15 protein-coding genes are annotated in these 17,431 nt (G+C 26.4%); 6 read left to right on the top strand and 9 right to left on the bottom strand.

Features of this window, described 5'->3' with window-relative positions:
* Window positions 1–150: 150 nt before the first annotated feature.
* Window positions 151–1,584: a pyruvate kinase gene (gene pyk, locus BHAMNSH16_RS12185; protein ID WP_008726827.1), complete on the bottom strand. Its 1,434-nt coding sequence runs from the start codon at window positions 1,582–1,584 to the stop codon at window positions 151–153.
* 168 nt (window positions 1,585–1,752) lie between these two features.
* On the opposite strand from pyk, the gene BHAMNSH16_RS12180 reads away from it, so the two are divergent.
* Window positions 1,753–2,316, top strand: a complete 564-nt coding sequence (locus BHAMNSH16_RS12180) for a hypothetical protein (RefSeq protein WP_241033618.1) — start codon at window positions 1,753–1,755, stop codon at window positions 2,314–2,316.
* On the opposite strand, the gene rsmA is transcribed toward BHAMNSH16_RS12180, so the two are convergent.
* Genes rsmA through BHAMNSH16_RS12160 form a run of 4 tightly spaced genes read right to left on the bottom strand, consistent with a single transcriptional unit; the run spans window position 2,313 to window position 5,622 of the window.
* The gene (gene rsmA / locus BHAMNSH16_RS12175) at window positions 2,313–3,158 is read right to left on the bottom strand and encodes a 16S rRNA (adenine(1518)-N(6)/adenine(1519)-N(6))-dimethyltransferase RsmA (protein WP_069731530.1); all 846 of its coding nucleotides are present in this window, start codon (window positions 3,156–3,158) and stop codon (window positions 2,313–2,315) included. The genes BHAMNSH16_RS12180 and rsmA overlap by 4 nt on opposite strands.
* Window positions 3,148–4,875 carry a tetratricopeptide repeat protein gene (locus tag BHAMNSH16_RS12170; protein ID WP_069731529.1) on the bottom strand — a complete coding sequence of 576 codons (1,728 nt, stop codon included), beginning with the start codon at window positions 4,873–4,875 and terminating at the stop codon, window positions 3,148–3,150. The genes rsmA and BHAMNSH16_RS12170 overlap by 11 nt, the downstream gene beginning before the upstream one ends.
* The gene (locus tag BHAMNSH16_RS12165) at window positions 4,872–5,306 is read right to left on the bottom strand and encodes a tetratricopeptide repeat protein (protein WP_008726993.1); all 435 of its coding nucleotides are present in this window, start codon (window positions 5,304–5,306) and stop codon (window positions 4,872–4,874) included. The genes BHAMNSH16_RS12170 and BHAMNSH16_RS12165 overlap by 4 nt, the downstream gene beginning before the upstream one ends.
* Window positions 5,307–5,316: 10 nt before the next feature.
* Entirely contained in the window at window positions 5,317–5,622 is a 306-nt protein-coding gene (locus tag BHAMNSH16_RS12160; protein ID WP_008724720.1) for a hypothetical protein, read from the bottom strand.
* Between the two features lie 198 nt (window positions 5,623–5,820).
* Here BHAMNSH16_RS12160 and BHAMNSH16_RS12155 point away from each other — a divergent pair, with 198 nt between their 5' ends.
* Both BHAMNSH16_RS12155 and BHAMNSH16_RS12150 read left to right on the top strand, forming a co-directional pair.
* Window positions 5,821–6,480: a hypothetical protein gene (locus BHAMNSH16_RS12155; RefSeq protein ID WP_069731528.1), complete on the top strand. Its 660-nt coding sequence runs from the start codon at window positions 5,821–5,823 to the stop codon at window positions 6,478–6,480.
* Between the two features lie 17 nt (window positions 6,481–6,497).
* Window positions 6,498–7,244, top strand: a complete 747-nt coding sequence (locus BHAMNSH16_RS12150) for a hypothetical protein (RefSeq protein ID WP_008729391.1) — start codon at window positions 6,498–6,500, stop codon at window positions 7,242–7,244.
* 348 nt (window positions 7,245–7,592) lie between these two features.
* On the opposite strand, the gene rarD is transcribed toward BHAMNSH16_RS12150, so the two are convergent.
* From rarD to rnc, 3 genes are all read right to left on the bottom strand, one after another.
* Window positions 7,593–8,447 carry an EamA family transporter RarD gene (rarD, locus tag BHAMNSH16_RS12145; RefSeq protein WP_008729389.1) on the bottom strand — a complete coding sequence of 285 codons (855 nt, stop codon included), beginning with the start codon at window positions 8,445–8,447 and terminating at the stop codon, window positions 7,593–7,595.
* A gap of 385 nt (window positions 8,448–8,832) precedes the next feature.
* The gene (gene rpe, locus BHAMNSH16_RS12140) at window positions 8,833–9,480 is read right to left on the bottom strand and encodes a ribulose-phosphate 3-epimerase (protein WP_008729388.1); all 648 of its coding nucleotides are present in this window, start codon (window positions 9,478–9,480) and stop codon (window positions 8,833–8,835) included.
* Window positions 9,481–9,511: 31 nt separating this feature from the next.
* Window positions 9,512–10,249 (bottom strand): ribonuclease III, encoded by a 738-nt coding sequence (gene rnc / locus BHAMNSH16_RS12135; protein WP_008729387.1) that lies wholly within the window; start codon window positions 10,247–10,249, stop codon window positions 9,512–9,514.
* Between the two features lie 392 nt (window positions 10,250–10,641).
* On the opposite strand from rnc, the gene pbpC reads away from it, so the two are divergent.
* From pbpC to BHAMNSH16_RS12120, 3 genes are all read left to right on the top strand, one after another.
* Window positions 10,642–13,218, top strand: coding sequence for a penicillin-binding protein 1C (gene pbpC, locus BHAMNSH16_RS12130; protein WP_069731527.1), 2,577 nt, complete (start codon window positions 10,642–10,644; stop codon window positions 13,216–13,218).
* A gap of 76 nt (window positions 13,219–13,294) precedes the next feature.
* Window positions 13,295–14,044 carry a FecR domain-containing protein gene (locus BHAMNSH16_RS12125; RefSeq protein WP_008729385.1) on the top strand — a complete coding sequence of 250 codons (750 nt, stop codon included), beginning with the start codon at window positions 13,295–13,297 and terminating at the stop codon, window positions 14,042–14,044.
* Between the two features lie 62 nt (window positions 14,045–14,106).
* On the top strand, window positions 14,107–15,243 hold the full coding sequence (locus tag BHAMNSH16_RS12120) for an HD-GYP domain-containing protein (RefSeq protein ID WP_069731526.1): 1,137 nt from the start codon (window positions 14,107–14,109) through the stop codon (window positions 15,241–15,243).
* 4 nt (window positions 15,244–15,247) lie between these two features.
* Here the strand turns inward: BHAMNSH16_RS12120 and dxs are convergent, their stop codons facing one another.
* The gene (gene dxs / locus BHAMNSH16_RS12115; RefSeq protein ID WP_069731525.1) at window positions 15,248–17,101 is read right to left on the bottom strand and encodes a 1-deoxy-D-xylulose-5-phosphate synthase; all 1,854 of its coding nucleotides are present in this window, start codon (window positions 17,099–17,101) and stop codon (window positions 15,248–15,250) included.
* Between the last annotated feature and the right edge of the window lie 330 nt (window positions 17,102–17,431).

Genomic DNA, 17,431 nt, shown 5'->3' with positions numbered 1-17,431 from the left:
AAAATTTCAAAATTACTTCAAGTAGTAATTTATAAAATATTAATTTTTTATCTAATTTTTTGGCATATAATATAATTATTAAACATATAAAATATTAAAAAAGGATTACTATAATTAATAGTAATCCTTAAAAACCATATAATATATAAATTAATGTATTACAACTACACGAACACTGTTTTCCTGCCATCTTCCCTGCCATTTGCTTCCGCTGACAAGTATAGCAATATCTCCATGATTAGCTAAATTATGTTTGATTAATGTATCTTCAAGTATATCAATCTGTCCGCCATGACTTATACCGGCACTGAAATTCAAATCTTCAGGCATGAGTATAGTATAAACATTATGACATATAGAAAGCCTGTTACATAAATCAGTATCAGCAGACATAAAAACTATAGGTGTTTTAGGTCTTTTTTTAGATAAATTTTTAACAGTATGTCCAGATCTTGAAAGAGCAATTATGACTTTATTATCTAAACAATATGATAAATAAGAAGCACTGTCAGTCAATGCATCATTAACTCCCCTGTCTAAATAAGACATATTTTCATGCAAATCTCTTATAACGGATTTTTCTGCCGCCTCTACTATAGAAACCATAGCTTTAACAGATTCTATAGGATAATCCCCAGAAGCAGTTTCGGCAGACATCATAACAACATCAGTACCGTCTAAAACAGCATTAGCAACATCACTAGCCTCAGCTCTTGAAGGCACAGGACTCTTTGTCATACTTTCAAGCATTTGGGTTGCTATAATAGTGATTTTTCCTATATCATTTGCCATTCTTAATATCTTCTTCTGCCAAACAGGTACTTCTCCAAATGGTATTTCTACTCCTAAATCTCCTCTAGCCACCATTACGCCGTCAGAATGCTTTATTATATCTTCTAAATTCTCAAGAGATTCAGTATTTTCTATTTTTGAAACAATACCCACATCTTTAAGATTATTATCATCTAATATCTTTCTAAGCCTAATAACATCTTCAGCCTTTCTTACAAAACTCATTCCTAAATAATTAACTCCATTCTTAGCAGCAAATAAAGCATCATTAACATCTTTTTCAGTAAGAACTTCTGTTGTAACATGTGCCCCCGGAAGATTAATACCCTTACTGCTTAATATAGTACCTCCTGTTATAACCTTACATACAACAAGTTTTGAAGCCTCATCGCTTGATTCTACTATAAGCTGTATAGTACCGTCAGATATTAATAGCATAGAGCCTGATTTTACATCATGGGCTATATTGGAATGTGTTGTAGGTATAATGCTCTCATCATTAGTTTCTTTATATCCGCTAAGTTTTACTATATCGCCTTCTTTTACGGTAATAGGCTCTTTCAATTTACCTATTCTTATTTTAGGTCCTTGCAAATCTGCCAATATTGCAACAGGTTTTTTTAACTCATTCGATACTTTTCTTATTATATTTATTCTCTCTAAATGCTCATCATAAGTTCCAAAAGAAAAATTTAACCTGCATACATCTGCCCCATTTTCTATAATCTTTCTTATCATATCCTCATTAGACCATCTTGGTCCTAAAGTTGCTATTATTTTTGTTTTTCTCATTATAAAGTATCCTTTCAATTTTTATTTTCATTCAAAATTAAAATCAAATATATATTTAAATATAAAAAAATAATTCAATAATTAAAAATAATTTTTCATTTTTATAAAAAAAATCAATATATTATAATTTATACTTTAAAAATATATAATATGATATATAATATTAATATGGATAAGTTATTTAAAAAATTAATTAATACCCTGATAATAATTTCTTTTTTATTATTATTTTCTTCATGCGGTCAAAGAACTAAAACTATAACTCTAACAGATATAGCAGTAGATGTTCCGGAAGATTTTAAAGTAGGATTTTTAGATGGGACAGTTGCTATTGATAATACAGTGGAATTCAATGAATCTTATGGAGTAGAAAGAAATACGGCTATATATACTGTTGTATATACAAAATATAAGCCTATATATAATGGAACTATAACTTTAGAAAAAGCGAGAAATGATATAGTAAATGGATTAAGAAACAATCAATTTATTAAAGAATTTGAAATAGTTAATGAAGGACTTGTAGAAGGCTCAAGCAATTCTTATAAAATTTTACTTAGTTTTTACTATGGTCCTAATAAAACTTATCATAAATCTTTTTCAATGGTTCATGAAAATGGATTGCTTCAAATAATATGTATGTATAATGCCAACAGTAAAAAAGATGATAAAGAAATAGAAAATATTATTAAATCTGTTAGAATTTTAGATTCTTCTAATACCAATAATTAAATATATTCCTTTACTATATTAGAAAGTTCTATAACTTTATTTATATCTAAAGTTTCGCCTCTTATATTGCCGTCAATATTTGCATTATTAAATATTTCATCAATATATGCTTTATTTATATTCAAATATGGAGAATTAATAAAATTATTTCGTATAGTTTTTCTTCTATTATGAAATAGAGTTTTTGAAACAGATTTAAATACTTCAATTATATTAATATCAGCTTTTTTTGGTATAATGCTTATAACTGATGAAGTAACCTTTGGAATAGGATAAAACACATCTTTTGAAACATTAAATTCCAATTTAATATCAGACATAAAATTCGCAAATAAAGTTAAAGAAGAATAATTCTCAGTATTTTCTTTTGCTATAAGTCTCTGTGCAAAATCACTTTGAACCATAAATACAGCATAGTTCCATTTATCATAAGATTCATATAAAAGCCATTCTATTATAGGACTTGCTATATTGTATGGTATGTTTCCATATATATCATATTTATTTTCTGAATATGGTATATTAAATGTTAATATATCTTTATGTATTATCTTAATATCATTAAACTTCTCTATTAAATGATTGTATAAAGCATTATCATATTCTACTATAGTAAGATTATCTTTATATATAGAATAAAGCATATTGGTTAAAGATCCAAGCCCTCCGCCTATTTCTAATGCATATTTAGATCTTGATAAATTACTTGGTATTGTATTTGCGATATTATATGCTATATTTTTATCGCATAGGAAATTCTGACCTCTATTTTTATTAGGAAATATAGACTTGCATTTCAAATATTCTGTAACTTCTCTTTTTGAATATAAATTATCTAACATCTCTAGGAATTCTGGCCATTTGGAATATAACATATAGGATAAGGAATGCAAATACAAAAACAGCAATAATAACACTAATTGTTATATGAGATGCCATTAACATTAACATTGCAAGATAATTTATTAAAACTTTATAAACCGTAACAAATAATAATGTACCTAAAACACCTGTAATCCTATTGTAGAAATGGAATTTATCAGTAGATGCGGCAAGTCTGAATCTGAATGAATAATATGCTATTATCATAAATAATAATAAATAAGCTATAGGTTCTATATTCTTAACTAAAAGTTCAAAATTAATATCCTTATCTGAATATCCAATTTTTTGAATTTCTTTTCTTAAAGTAAAAAGCTCCAATAAATTAACATATTTTAAATTTATAGAAGTATAATTCTTAATAATATCTAATGTACTATATGATATATTAATAGGAATAACTTTGCTGACAGCATCATTGTATATATATTCATTCTTGTTAGTATCAAAATATGCCTTTAATATTATATTTTTAGTATTATTTGTAGAATTAAAAGAATCAGCTATTTTTCCGTATAGAAAATTATCGCATCTTACAATTTTCAATTCATCATCTAATTCCATAAGTGAAATATCAAACATATATAAACTATTTTTAAACATTGCACTAGATGCTGAAGAGAGTAAAACATTTTTACTTAGCATTAAATTTATACCATTATGACTGAAAGAAGAAGAATTTTTCAATAAATCCGTATTATCAATATATGCCTCTCTAATCTCCTGGGCTTCTTTAATAAAGAAATTATATCTAGTTATAGCATCTCTTATAATAGAATAATAATTATTTATTTCCGCTATATTAGGATAATTCAAATAAAGCTTAGAAATATTTTCATAAGCTATCCATAAATATCCGCTTTCATACATATCAATAGTTTCTGACAATTTAGCGTATATAGATGCTTCCTGAGGAGTAAGATTACCATAGTACAGAGGTTTTCTATTCATCGCTATATTAATTCTATTCATATAGTATAATGCCATAGGATTATTATTATCCAATTCTAATACCTGACTAAAATATTTACTTGCTGAATTATAATTAGATAAACTGAACTCTCTAGTACCTAAACTCATTAAATTAGTTATGTTATTAAATTTTTCTTTATAAAGTTCAGCCTCTTTAGTCATTTTTTCTTTTTGTATAGACTTAATGAGCAAAAGAGTATTTCCGTCATTATTATCATAAAACAAAGCTTCTTCTGCCAAACTAGATGCAGCATCCAAATTTCCTGCCATCAATTGTTCTTTTGCTGATTCATAGGCTTCATTTTTTAATTTTAATTCATATTCATAATATATTTTTGCATCTCTAATACTGTTGTATTCTTTCAGCTTGGAAATAAACATATTTGTAAAAGAATAATCATATACAGCATAAAAACAAACAAGTAAAACAATCAATCCTATAGGATAAGCTATAACCTTTGATATACTTTCCTGATATAAATATTTAGCTTTAAAAAATGATAAATAGACTGATAATGCTATTACATACGGTATATAGCTTTTAAAAAATATCAAACTAGAGAGAACATAAGTAGAAAGAGCATAATCTTCCCCCTCTCCCCTGCTGTACAATATATATACAAAAAGTATAATAAATATACTTAAAATACTAAGTAAGAGAAAACTTAATATAATACTCTTAGTAATACTAATTTCTTTTTTCATGAGTCTATATTTTCTTCAATAATTTCTACTTCCTCTTCAATAATTTCCTGAGGTCTTAATTTAGGTTTTTCTTCATAAATATCCTGAATAACCTTTTGAGCTAAAATTTTAGGAGGTAAAACCGTAAAATTATTCAAGACTATATCAAAATATTCTAAAGCTTCTTCATACTTTTTTTGATAATAATAGCAAAAACCTATTTCATAATAAGCCCAAGCAACATCTTTAGCATAATTTTCTCTATCAAAATTATCTATTATGTACTGATAATAGGCTATAGCAGTTTTATAATTTTTATTACCGAATTCAGTATATCCTTTTTCAGCTATTATTTTAGGATATTGTTCTTCCTCTACAGAAATTTTAACAGCTGAAGCACATGAAATCAATAAAAAAACAACCGCCGCTAAAAAAATAAAATCTTTTTTCACTAAAAATCCATTATTTCTTTATAGTATATACTTCATCACGTACAGGTAAACTCTTACGCAAAGTCTTAAGGAAACTTCTTAAATCACCCATTTCCTTATAGTCATCGCATTTTTCCACAGTTCTCCTAGCTACTGTAAAATACTTGTACATTTTTTCTTCGCCAAGTTTTTTACGCCATTGTTCCTGTGCACATTTTACTCTTAGCAAATATTGATTACCATCTATACCGCTTACTTTTCTGAATAAAACACAATATCTGCAATTGGCACAATATATACCTGTTTCTGACAATTGTTCATTTTGTTCTTCGCTCATAAATACTTACCATAAATTATATTTTTTATATTAAGAGTATAACAAACTTTAAGATTAAAGTCAAGATTTTAATGTATGAATAGCTTTAATATAATAAGATTAACTTAGTAATAATAATAGGAAAATTTCAATTTTTATAAAAAAATCAAATTATTTTTTATTATTGCTAATTAAAAATATTACGAAAATGATAAAAGTATGAAAAAAATAATATTAATAATGATTATAATATGCAGTGCATATAGCTACACATATTCACAAGAGGCAAATTTTCAGGATATATACGAAAAGATGAAAGAAAAATATTCAGAAATGTACCCTAGAAAATTTGAAGCATATATAGACGGAAAAATAGTACAAAGACAAATAGATACTATTCCAGCAAAAAGTTATGCAAAAACTAAAGATGATATAAAATTAAGATTTACTTTTGAAAAAGGATATAAGCCTACAATAATACTTGAAAATGTGGATAGTTTTTATAGAAACATGTTTTCTGTATTTGAAGGAGCTTTGGAAACTATTGGATTTTATACTTTAGTTGGAAATAATAATACCTATAGTTCTATATCCAAAAAATTCACATTTGAAAATATAGAAGATAAAAAGGATGAATACAAAATAACTTTGAGAGCTAAAGGAGAAAATGATGCCTATAGTGTAACTTATACAGTAAACAAAGAAAATTATATAATAGAAAGAGCTGAATATTATAATAAAAACTCTAGAATATATGATGTAAATATTTCGTATCAGGAAATAGATGAATACACTTTGCCTAAAACAATTAAATATAAAAGTTCTGACGGAAAAGTTAATTCTGAAATAGAATTTGTTGATATAAAAACTTATAAATAATAAATGGATAGGAAATTATGAAAAAAATATTATCAATTATAACTTTACTAATATTAACTATGCCGCTTTATTCTATTGATGTGCAGAGTTTATTTAATCTTTCAAACAATGGAGAAATTGTTTATTATAAAAGCGATAACATAAATAATGCTGAATATAGTCAGGCTGAAAAATTAAAATCTGAGCTTCAAAGCAAAGGATATAAAGTATATTCTATAGTTATTGCAGATGTTCTTCCTAAAGAAGGTAATGAATTTATAGCTTTAATGTCTTCTGCTCAGGGAGATAAAATATCTATATACAATAAAGATAATGAAGAATTTTCATATAAAACAGACAGGCTAGGAAAAAATGCTGCTATAGATTTAGAAAATTTTTATGATAAAAAAAATGAAATTGGAATAATAAAATACTATATCATAAATGATGACGGACAGGACAGAGACATATATATGTATATGTTTAGAATAGATGGGGCTAGTATAAAATTTATTGCTGATGTAGTTTTATATAAAGAAATTAATTCTATGAAAAGCTCTGTCATCACTCAAATGGATAATATTTTTGAAGATATTGACGGAGACGGAATATATGAAATGCTTGTAGAATCAAGAGAGATAGTAGGCGGAAGTAATGAAAGAGTTGAATATCAAATTTACAAATTAAGTAAAAGCAAAGGTAAATATGAATGCATTATGTCATCTTGGCTTGAAGAAACACCTGTAGATTTATCAAGATATTTCAGAAAAAGAATAGAAAAATAATCAGCATATTGTTTAATTAAAAATATTACTTATTATTGCTAAGAAAAATTGGGGCGGGAATTCTAAATAATTTTTTTAATTTTATTATAACTCCCCACCCTATAGTCTTATTGATCTATTTTCATATTTTAGCATTATTTTTCTTATATACCTTAACTAAAAAAGCATACCCACCCAAGTGTTATTTAAAGTTTTAGAATATAAACCGCACGAATAATAAAAAACTAGTTAATAATATAAATTGAATTATTAACTATATTAAAATAAAAATCTATTTACCGTGCGTATCAATAACAATAAAATATAAAATTATAATTTCATAAAGCAGTTTTGAAATAATTATAATATTTAATTATTTTTATTAGCAGAATTTTTAAATATGGACACAGCATAAAGAACCGCTGCCAATATTATTATAGCTAAAGTAATAGCCCTATTCAAATTAACTTCTTCTTTATAAACAAAAATTGCAAGCAAAGTAGCAAATAAAGGTACAAAAAACTGAAGAAAACCTAAAGTAGAAACCTGAAGATTCTTTGCTGCCTTAGCATATAAATACAAAGGTATTCCCGTAGCAATCCCTGCAAACATTAAAGCAATCCAAGTATGAATAGGCTGAGAAGATGCCGGGAAATATATTTTACTTAAAATTATTGACGGTATAAGTATCGCTAATGTTTCTAAAAATAAACTCTCCCAACCTGAATATATAGTTATCTTTTTGAATAAACCATATATTGAAAAAGTAAGCCCTATAAAAAAAGCCATTACAGGCGGTTTTCCAAGGGTGATTGTTTGATATATCATACCAATAAACATTAAAATAATTGCCGAATATTCTAATGCTGTTTTTTTCTCTCTAAAAACTATAATACCGATTAATATACTTAAAATAGGTGCTATATAATAAGCAAGCCCCGCTTCAAGAACATGCCCAGAATTAACAGTATAAATATATAAATACCAATTTAACCCTAAAAAAATACCCGCTATTATTATAGATATTAAAGGCTTAGCTCCTCTGTATAAATTTGCTTTTTTATATATAATAATTATCAAAGTAAATACAAAAGTAGTTATAACTCTAATTCCTAAAACAAAAGCAGAATCAAAATTCTGAACAGATTTCCAATAAAGAGGAAGAAGCCCCCACATTATATATGCAGCTGAAGCTAGTAAAATAGATTTATTATTATTTGACATAAATATATCCAATATAATTTTTTTAGATGCAATAATAAAATTTAATAAAAATATTTTCAATATATTAACTTCAAATATTTATAAAAAATTAAATCTTATATTTATTTGTATATTAGACTTGCTTCAATAAAAAATAATTATGTTAATATATTATTAAAAAGGGATTTTCATAAAATAATTGATTATAAAATTATTATTGTGCTGAAAAAACATATTTTTTTATTTTGTAGAAATTAATAAAATTATATAAAAATACAATAATAACATACCAAGAAAACTATCTTTATAAGCTATGCTTTTTCTTACTTCTATATATTTCAAACAATAATATTTCAGATAATTGTCTTTATATTTTTATGTTTCTGCCATTTTTATATTTTTAAAATTAATTTCCTCTAAGTTTTTTAATAGTATCTTTTTTATTGTCGCTGTCAATTATGGCACTTCCAGCCACAAGGAAATTTGCACCTGCCTCAACTACCCTATTACAAGTATTAATATTAACTCCGCCGTCAACTGCAAGAATTATATCTCTATTTCCTATTAATTTTTTAGCTTCTTCTATTTTTTTTATAGATGACTCAATAAATTTTTGTCCGCCGAATCCAGGATTTACGCTCATTATAAGCAAATAATCAATATCATCTATAATAGGTTCTACTACATCTACTCTAGTATGAGGATTAAGTACAATACCAGCTTTGATATTATGTGCTTTGATTTGATAAATTAATCTATGTATATGAATATTACCCTCAAAATGAACGCTTATAATATCAGCACCAGCTTTTGCAAAATCATCAATATGCTTTTCAGGATTTACTATCATAAGATGAACATCAAGAGGAATACTGCTTATTTTTTTTATATCAGAAACTATTTTAGCTCCGAATGTTATCTGCGGAACAAATACTCCGTCCATTATATCCAAATGAAGATAATCGCTTCCAGCTTCTTCAAGTTCTTTTACAGCATTCTCTAGATTTGAGAAAGATGCTGTAAGTATTGAAGGAGCTATATTAATTTTATTCATAAAGTTTTCCTTATTTACTAATAACTAATAATCATATTTTTTTTAATCTGCTTATTTTTTTAATAGATATACTTGCCATCTCTATTTTATCCAATGCTTTTTTTGCAGCATTAGTTTCTGCTTCTTTCTTGCTTTTACCTATACCCAAAGCAAAATTTTTATCATTTACAAAAACTTCAGCTTTGAACATCTCATGATTATTATCATCATAATACTCATAAGATTTATATATAGGGCTAGTTTTATGTTTTTTTTGTATAAGTTCTTGAAATATAGTTTTATAATCTTTGTCAAAATTTTCAATATCCAAATTACCAAGTCTTTCTTTATATGCACGCATAACAAATTTGTATGCACTTGTAATACCGGAATCCAAATATATCGCTCCGACTATAGCCTCAAATAAATCTTCAAGCATATTATCTCTATACCTGCCTCCTGAAGCTTCTTCCCCATGCCCTAAAAGCAGAAAATCGCCAAGTTTAAGCTCTTTTGAAATATCAGCCAAACTCTTTTGAGATACTAAAGAAGATTTTACCTTGGATAATACACCCTCTTTACTGCTGTTATATTTTTTAAATAGATAATCTGAAATGACAAGAGAAAGTACAGAGTCGCCTAAAAATTCCAATCTCTGATTATATTTCATTTTCTTTTTTGATTCATTAGCATAAGTTCTATGAGTTATAGCCTCCAACAAATAAGATTTATTTCTAAACTCATATTTTATAGCCGCCTGACAATTATTTAAGATTTTATCTATATTCATAATCATATCTGCCTAACAGTATTGTATTTATAATACAATGAATAAAATAACAGTCAAGAAAATAATATAATTTTTTAATATTTTTTAATAAATAAAAATTAGGTATTTTATCATAAACTCTAAAAATAGCCATAAATATTGCATTTAAGTACTATAATAAAATGAATTAATTTATGATTAAATATTTTCTATATTCTGTATATAATTTATTAATTTTACATAGCCATATTTATTATACTTTTAATTATGTATTAAAACATTATAATATATTTTGTTTACATAATAATATACATCTAATTTTACATACAAAAGCAGAAAAAATATATAAACACAATTAATCCCTATTTAATATAATTTGACTAATTATTTTTTTATTATAGAATACTTTTATTATGGAAAAAATCATTAGAAGAACGGCATTAACTATAATATACACTTTATTATTATCTATAATAATAGTTTCAATTATATTTATACCAAAAGGCTATAATTTTTATAAACATTGTAAGGAATATATAAACAAGCCATTCTCAAAAGATGAGTTATCCCTAAATGAAGAAAGAGCTTTAAAAATATATGACAGAAACTCAATACTAATATCAACTATATTTCCAAAGCATGGAGGATTTTTTGAAGAGGTAAAATATGAAGACTTATCAACAAATTTGATTAATGCTGTAGTAAGTGCAGAGGATAAAAACTTCTTTAACCACAACGGTATAGACTACAAGGCTATAATAAGGGCATTTTTATCAAACTTAATAAGCGGAAAAGTAGTTTCAGGAGGGAGTACAATTACTCAGCAGCTAGCTAAAAGTATAATTCCTCGTGAAAGAACATATATTAATAAATTCTATGAAGCACTTGATGCCGTAAGACTAGAAAAAAATCTCACAAAAGAAGAAATACTCACTGAATATTTAAATAGAGTATTTTTTGGAAACAACTGCTATGGTGTTGGGGCTGCAAGTGATTTGTACTTTCATAAAAAAGTTAATAATTTAAATAATAATGAATCTGCAATGCTAGCTTCTATAATAAAGTCTGGTACAAAGTTCAATCCTTATAAATATGAAGAGAGATTAAAATCAAGAAGAATATATGTATTAGGAGAGATGAAAAATAATAATTTCATCACAGAAGAAGATTATAATAAAAGTATTAATGAAAAATTAAATATATATAATGATAAAGATAAATATACTTTTAAAGCTCCTCATTTTACAATGTATGCTAGAGAATCACTTGAACAGTTAAAATATACAGGTGTAACAGAATTAAGAACTACATTAGACTATAATATGCAAAAGGAAGCTGTTTTGGTAATAAGCAATTCAAGTCAGTCGCTTCATACTTTTAATGTACGAAATATTTCATGCGTGATACTTAATGCAAAAACAGGAGAAGTGCTTTCAATGATAGGCTCTATGGACTACTTTGATGCAGAAACTCATGGTGCAGTAAACGGAGCAACCGCATTAAGACAGGCTGGAAGTACATTGAAACCTTTCATGTATGCTTATATATTTGATAAGGGAGAATCCCCTGCTTCTGTTATAGCCGATATTAAAACTTATATTAATTCACCTGGAGGAGATTATATACCGGAAAACTTTGACCATAAATATAGAGGTCCCGTTACTATAAGAGATGCATTAGCCAATTCTCTTAATATACCTGCTGTTAAATGGCTTGCAAGATACAGTATAAAAGATTTTCAGAATATACTTTTAAAATCCGGATTAAGTTCTATAGATAAAAATCCAGACTATTACGGATATTCTTTAGTGCTTGGAAGTGCTGAAGTTCGTTTAATAGACTTAGCCTCTGCATATACAATATTCCCAAACTCTGGCACATTTATAAATAATTATTCTATAACTTCATTAAAGAAAGCAAACGGTGAAGTTATAACACTTCCTAAAAAAACAACTAGAAAAGTTATATCAGAAGAAAGTGCATATTTAATAACAAGCATACTCTCTGACAGAAATGCAAGAATGGGATCTTTTAGAAGCTATAAAGGAATAGTATATCCGTTTTCTATAGCAATAAAAACAGGAACATCAAAAGGATCAAGAGATGCATGGGCTGTAGGATACACTAAAGATTATATAGTTGGTATTTGGCTTGGAGACTTTGCAGGAAGCGAGATGATTAATATAACAGGCGGAAATGGTGCTGTGCCTATACTTTATGATTTATTTACTATGCTTAATAAAAGTCAGAAAGAAACTAAATGGGATAAACCAGACACTATAGTAAAAAGAGAAATATGCCTTATAAGCGGAAAACTTAGAGGAGATTTCTGCAAAGAAAGCCGAATCGAGGAGTTTTCTCATATAAATGTACCAAAAGAAGAATGCGATGTTCATAACTTATATATAAAAACAAACTCTGACGGTTCTGTTACAGAAAAAGTTTTTATTAATCTTCCTAATGAATATAACGGCTGGATAAGAGAGCAGCAAATAGAGCGTCCTAATTCAGAATGGACAAAAGTTAATAATATATATGCATATAATAGAATGAAAAATAATAATCAGAACAGTAATTTAGAAAGTATAAATCAGGAGAATAGCTTTGATTTAAATTCAGCTGACAGCGTTCAAATGAATGTAAACAATATAAATGCTCATTATGCTTCATCAGAAATAAAAACTGATAGCAGCATAAATAATATAAAAGAAAGGCTTTCAATAAAAGAGCCTACAGATAATTCCGTATATAAAATAGATTCAACTCTCCCTATAGAATATCAAAATATATTCATATCATCATACATACCTAAAAATGTTGTAAGTGCTAATTTATACTGCAACAAAGAAATAATAGCAAATATCAATGATTTGAAAAAAGAATATATAAGATGGAATCTAAAACAAGGAGATTATACTTTTTATATAGAAGCAAAAACGGAGGAAGGAGAAACTATAAAAAGCCCTCCTGTAAAAATACATATACAGTAATAAAAAACAGTATTGATAATTTTTTTAATACCGATAATATTAATAATATAATATGTATTTTTATGGAGTTTTATTTATGTTGAATAAAAAAATTATTTCTATGCTGCTAATGCTTTCTATGGCTTTCTCTTTGCAGTCAGCTTACAAGACTAATCAATATATGAAAGTTGTAGATGTCAAAGGAAGAGTGAAAATATCTTCTCAAAAAGCTGTAGTAAAACCGGCACAAAACGGCGATTTATTATTCAGCAAAGATAATATCTCCACAGAAAATGATTCTTCTTTAACTTCATATTTAGAAAGCAATAATATATTTAAAGTTAAAGGAAACTCATCACTAAATATAGATGAATCTTATGATAAAACAGGAAATACAAAACTCCATTTAAATAAAGGAGATTTTTTAATTGCAGCTTCATCTAATGCCAAACCGGACTCTATTATAGTTTCTACTTCAAATGCTAATATTAAAGTATCTGGTATAGCAGCTGTTACATATACTAATGGAAGCACAAAAGCACAGTTCTTATATGGAGATGGGGAAATCAATGGTACTAAAGTTAATCAATTTATGGAAGCTAATATAGATAATTCCAATAAACTATCTATAAAAGATATAGAATTAAATCAAGATTTAACTAACACTATAAATGAAATAACTTCAATGCCTTATGTTGAAACCGTTGTCTCTGAAAAAATAGATATTAGTAATATAAAAAATCAAGTAAGTACTGAAACCAATACTGCATCAGAAACTATAGATTATGTAGGTAATACCAATGAAAATAGAACTACATTCATTATTACTAATGAAACAAAAAGATAATTTTTAAATATATAAAAATAATTCCGATATACTATTAATGAAATATTTAAAGAGTTAGAAAATTGAACAGTAAAACAACAGAATTTTATAAAAGATTCCAATATTGTATTTCATCTGATAAAGAAATAGCTAAAAAAGAAGAGGATATATTAGAAAATATAATAAATATGTCCAATAAAGAAACTGCAGCTTATATGAGACAGTATATAGCAAAATTAGTTTCTTACCGTAAAAACTTTTTAGATGCAGAAACCGCAGAACTTATATGTAAAATGCTTATAGAAATAAGTTTTGTATTAAGAATACAATATATTAATTATTTAAAAGATAAAGAAAATAATACATTAAGAAATGATGATTATGATATAAATAATTTATCTAAAATACTTCAGATTCTAATATCAGAAATAGCGATGATAATATATACAAAAGAATATGAAACAAATAATATATTCGATAATTTTTACGCTTTAAAAACTAATAATATAATAGGTCACTGCCTAAGAATATTTTTTATGATAATTGAAGCAACCTCCTTTTTTAATGAAAAACTTAACAAAGGTGCAGCAAATAAAATGAGAATTGACTTCAAAAAAACATATTATAAATTCTCAGAAAGGATATATAAAAGATATAATTTAAACAATCCCAATACATTAGATTCAAATGTAAAATTTGGTGTAAGAAAAATAGAAAACAGCACTATTTCAGAAATTGCTATAGGAGTATTAATGCATGATATTTCTTTGGATAAACCCAAAGATTATATACCAATACAAAGCGAAGAAAAAGATAATCATTCCATAAAAGACTATGGTTTTGCTAAATATTTTATGCGTGGTAATGAGGGTGTTGCTTTGACTGTATCTCTTCATCATGAATATTATAGTCATGGATACGGACTTTTTACAGAATTATATAAAGCAGTATTAAGAAGAAACCCTAATCATAAAATAGAATACATAGTATCTTATGATTATAAAGATATATTAACATTGCAAAGTCTTACATATCTTCCTGCAAAAATGCTTGAAGTAATTGATGTTTATGATACTCTTACAATGAGTATGAATAAAACTCCAAAAGAAGCTATTTCTTTTATGACAGAAAATTTCTTGGAAAAAGAGATAATGCTTGATCCTATAATTACAGACATATTCATAGAATATTTAAAAGAAATAAAAAGAATCAAACTATAATAATTTAAAAATAACTTTTAATAATTTCTTTTATGCCGTCTTTATCCAATTTATAAATTTGTAAAAGCTCATTTCTTGAAGCAACTTCAAAAAATTTATCAGGCAAAGCATGAATTTTTACACTTTTATATACTTCATTATCAGACATTAATTCCAATACCTCACTTCCAATTCCGCCTTTTTTCACACTTTCTTCTATTATTAAAACTTTATCAGCCTTTCTAATCATATTTAAAATAGTTTCCTCATCAAGAGGCTTTAAAGTAGAAAGATTCAATATTGAACAATCAAAATTAAGTTCATCAGCAGCATCAGCTATATCAATAAGTGTAGGACCATAACTGATTATAAGATTTTTTTGTTTATTATACTCTCTTACAATATGTGCCTTTCCTATTTCAAAATTATCAGATACAATATTTTTTTTCAATTCTCTTACAGATGCTTTATTATACCTCATCACTGTAGGACCTTTATATTCTATACATTTTTTTACCATGTCCCCAAAATCTTTTTCTCCAACCGGAGCCATAATTGTTATATTAGGTATGATTCTTAAAAAAGATACATCAAATACACCCTGATGAGTATCTCCGTCCTCAGGAACAAGACCTGCCCTATCTATCATAAGTTTAACATTAGCATTCATTATCCCAATATCATGTATAACCTGATCATATCCTCTTTGCAGGAATGTAGAATACAAGCATACAAAAGGTATTATACCATTTTCAGAAAGCCCTACGGCAAAAGTTATAGCATGCTGCTCTGCTATTCCTACATCAAAGAATCTGTCTTTAAAAAGTTTGGCATATTCAGTCAAACCTGTACCTGATTCCATAGCCGCAGTTATAGCAACAATATTTTTATTTTCTTCAGCTGCTTTTATTATGCATTCGCCTGCCAGATTAGAAAAAGTTTTTGAAGAGGATTTATTTTTCAATTCTCCTGTTTCTATATTGAAAGGAGCTATGCCATGAAATTTAGCAGGATTTTCTTCTGCTATTTTATATCCTTTACCTTTAATAGTATTAACCTGAACTAATCTAGGACCTCTTATTGATTTTACTTTCTGAAAAGTACTGATTAAATCTTCAAAATTATGTCCGTCAACAGGTCCGAAATATTTAAATCCCATTTCTCTAAAAGCAATTCCCGGAGCAACAAAAGTCCTTATTGCACCTTTTCCTCTATCTATAAATTCATTGGCAATATCTCCAAAAGGCAATGTTGATACAAGCCCTCTAACTTTCTCTGATGCTTCCTGAACTAAACTATCATTTAAAGTAGTATTCAAAAATTTAGATACAGCACCTATATTTTTACCTATAGACATTTCATTATTATTCAAAACAATTATTATATCTGTATTTGTATTTGCAATATTATTCATAGCTTCCAAAGCCATTCCGCCTGTCATAGCACCGTCTCCAATAATAGCTATAACATCGCCTCTAAGTCCTAAAATTTCTTTTGAACAAGCAAGACCGTAAGCAAATGACAATGAAGTAGATGAATGTCCTGTTTCTTCAATATCATGCTCTGATTCTATTCTTTTAGGAAAACCTGATATACCGCCGTAAGTTCTTAAAGTATTAAATTTATCTTTTCTTCCTGTAATAATCTTATGAGTATATGATTGATGCCCTACATCAAATATAAAAGCATCTTTAGGAGAATCGAATAAATAATGCAGTACCAAAGTTAAATCTACTACTCCTAAATTACTGCCTAAATGTCCTCCCGTTTTTGATACATTATTTATTAAAAATTCTCTTATCTCTGAAGATAATAATTTTAATTCTTCTATATTCAATTTCTTTATATCAGAAGGAGTATTAATAGATTCTAAGTACATATACAGCCCTAAAATTAAACTTATAAATTCAATTATAACTATAAAACATTTTATTTCAATATACCAAAAATATATAAATTATAAATTTATACTTGATTTTTTTTATATACATGATATAATCCGTTCAATTTGTAAAGAACAGGATAAAAAATGAAAAATATGTTTCTTAAGCACAGGATAATTTTTTATTTACACACCTATTTTATTTGTTTATTTAAATTTACGAATTTGAAATTTTTTAAAAGGAATAAAGTTGTTATCTTTAACAATTTTATTCCTTTTTTTTATGCCGAATTTCAACAAAACTATTAACTATTTTTTAAGGGAGAA

The sequence above is a fragment of the Brachyspira hampsonii genome, from assembly GCF_002214805.1.
Taxonomy (GTDB): domain Bacteria; phylum Spirochaetota; class Brachyspiria; order Brachyspirales; family Brachyspiraceae; genus Brachyspira; species Brachyspira hampsonii.
Note: the sequence above shows the minus strand (reverse complement) of the source record. Positions and strands in the feature narration are given on the sequence as shown.